The sequence below is a fragment of the Bartonella vinsonii subsp. berkhoffii ATCC 51672 genome (assembly GCF_902825225.1).
Lineage (GTDB): Bacteria > Pseudomonadota > Alphaproteobacteria > Rhizobiales > Rhizobiaceae > Bartonella > Bartonella berkhoffii.
Map to the genome: position 1 here is coordinate 1 of NZ_CADEAK010000240.1, position 411 is coordinate 411.

The following is a 411-nucleotide window of genomic DNA, read 5'->3' on the forward strand; positions in this document are numbered from 1 at the left end:
ATATCAAAGTCGATTGGCTGTTGTCACACAGTGAAGGAATAATTGCTTTGACGGGTGGCAAGGGAGGACCTATTAATTTTTCTTTGGCAGAAGGTAGAAAAGAACGTGCTGTTGAGCGGTTAACTTATTTAAAAAAAATTTTTGGAGATCGTCTTTATGTAGAACTACAGCGGCATGGCACCTATGACCGGAAAATAGAGGCTGCACTTATTGAGTTGGCTTATGCACATGAAATTCCTCTTGTTGCAACCAATGAGGCCTTTTTTCTGAATAGGCAGGGATATGAAGCACATGATGCGTTGATGGCGGTTGCGGAGGGACAAATTGTCTCTAATCCAGAACGCACACGTGTGACGCCAGATCATTATTTAAAGTCACAAGATGAAATGGTTGCGTTGTTTTCTGATTTGC

1 protein-coding gene is annotated in these 411 nt (G+C 41.8%); it reads left to right on the top strand.

Annotated features, from left to right (window positions below; genetic code table 11):
- The coding region (locus tag J7R10_RS09090; RefSeq protein WP_208436508.1) for a PHP domain-containing protein at positions 1–411 on the top strand (411 nt) is incomplete at both ends.